At 64.0% G+C, this 2,142-nt stretch carries 1 protein-coding gene and 1 pseudogene; both read left to right on the top strand.

Translation table 11 applies throughout. The annotated features are described in order from the left end of the window. Positions 1–406: 406 nt before the first annotated feature. Positions 407–1,075: a hypothetical protein gene (locus ACFWBT_RS41450; protein ID WP_385709554.1), complete on the top strand. Its 669-nt coding sequence runs from the start codon at positions 407–409 to the stop codon at positions 1,073–1,075. Positions 1,076–1,269: 194 nt separating this feature from the next. After that, positions 1,270–1,830: pseudogene (locus tag ACFWBT_RS41455) on the top strand (RNA-guided endonuclease InsQ/TnpB family protein); the annotation flags it as partial. Between the last annotated feature and the right edge of the window lie 312 nt (positions 1,831–2,142).

The following is a 2,142-nucleotide window of genomic DNA, read 5'->3' on the forward strand; positions in this document are numbered from 1 at the left end:
CGTCTGCGCCGGCTTCGCCATCACCTGTGTCCGGCAACGACACACCGCCGCGCAGCGCATCAGTAGTCTCCCTCGAATTGGCTGAGTTCTCCGCCGCAGAGGATGGCCTGGGCCAGGCGACTGTTGTGGTGAACACCAACGGAGTTGGTCCGGTCGAATTGACGATCGCGTGGTTTGCTGCGTTCAGTGCCAGTACCGCGGCTTCTCCGGGACAAGCAGATGGTCCTCCGCAGCTCTACACGCTATCGGGCGCGAACCATTACGAGATAGAGGTCTCTCATCTCTTCGCCCCCCGCTCATGCACGGACGCGTCACATTGGGGCGTGTTGGCAACCTCCCAGGCTGGCCCCGTGCTTGGCCGCCCCTACCAGAAGACGCCAGTAGCAACATGTCCCGGGATTCTCAGATGACGCCCAATAACCCTGAACAGTGGGACGACACCAGTTTGCCCACCTATCTCGACGATCTGTGGCCCGCTATCCCCATGGACAGACAGGAGACCATCACCGCCGGTTCGCCGGATACCGGCGAAGGCGTCTTCCCTTCTCTGAGGGAGCACACCACGTGGATAGTCGACAGGTCTGCTCCCACCGCCCCAACGCTGGTGGAGTTTGGGCCCGGGACCCCCGAACGCAAGACCGGACGGCATCGGAGACGAAGCCGAAGCGGCAGTGTTCGCAGGTGGGCAGGGGTAATTGCAGTAACGGTCATCGCGGTGTTCGCCCTTCTGTGCTGGCACTACCTGCCGCTGCACGATCTGAAGGTGTCTGAACTGTCCGTGACCACATCAACCAAGCGGCTGTCGTGCGGGCAGACGGCAACATTCAAAGCTGAACTGGGCACGAACGGAGCCGGCGGCACCATTCGCTACCAGTGGCTGCGAAGCGACGGAACACGCTCCGGAGTCCTGCAGGAGCGTCTCGCCCGGGGACAACGAGATGTCGTCCTGCAGATGAAGTGGAGCTTCAGCGGCCAAGGCGTACGCCGGGCTCGAGCCACCTTGGAGGTACTGAGCCCGAGGTCAGAAGCCGCTGCAGCATCGTTCGTCTACTCATGCGCGCCGACGGGTGGGTGAGGGGGCAGCGTTCATCGGAACTCCTCCGTGGATACCCCGGCCTTCAGGCCGGGGTGGGGGTACCTCCCGCTTGCGGGGGAGAAACGGACTCCTGCGGAGCAGGGCAGCGGGCTGGGATTCGCCGTCGAGGCGGATCCCAGTGCTCTGACCGGCGGGTTCGATTCTTCGCTGACGTTGGCGCTAGTTTGTGGGCCGTGGCCACTTACGTGAAGCGGGCGTTCAAGTACCGCTTCTATCCCACCGATGTGCAGGCGGCCGAGCTGTCGCGCACGTTCGGGTGTGTGCGGAAGGTCTACAATCTGGCGCTGGCCGCGCGTACGTAGGCGTGGGCGCGGCGGGAGCGGGTGAACTACTACCAGACCTCGGCGATGTTGACGGTCTGGAAGAAGACCGAGGAACTGGCGTACCTGAACGAGGTGTCGTCGGTTCCGTTGCAGCAGGCTTTGCGGCACCTGCGGGTGGCGTTCACCAACTTCTTCGGCAAGCGGGCGAAGTACCCGCGGTTCAAGTCCCGGAAGAAGTCGCGGAAGTCCGCCGAGTACACCAGCAGTGCGTTCCGTTTCCGGGACGGGAAGCTGACGCTTGCGAAGATGTCCGAGCCGCTGGACATCGTCTGGTCGAGGCCGCTGCCCGCCGGCGTGTCCCCCTCGACGGTGACCGTGTCGCAGGACGCGGCCGGACGCTGGTTCATCTCGATGCTGTGCGACGATCCGTCCGTCCAGCCCCTGCCTGCCACGGACACGGCCGTGGGTCTGTGAGCCAGCTCTCAGTGGGATGGACAACAGCGCACGCGCGGTGCCGCAACGGACGCCCGGTCCACTTGAGCCTTACCCGGGTAGCGCCTACTCAACGTTGATCGGATCTCTTGGCCGTCCCGGGCAGGTGCCGATCTTGACGTCGGGGACGTGGCCCGACAGGTGTGCTGCAGGCGGCAAACGGCTCCGACGGCGTGACGCGCCCTGGTCGAATGTAACAACGGCTAACACAATGAGGTCGTCTGTCAGCCCATGCAGGCGATGCAGTGCGTAAGGTCCTCTGCAAGGAAGATGACAAAGCGCCGTTGTGAG

This window comes from Streptomyces sp. NPDC060027 (assembly GCF_042737005.1).
Classification (GTDB): domain Bacteria; phylum Actinomycetota; class Actinomycetes; order Streptomycetales; family Streptomycetaceae; genus Streptomyces.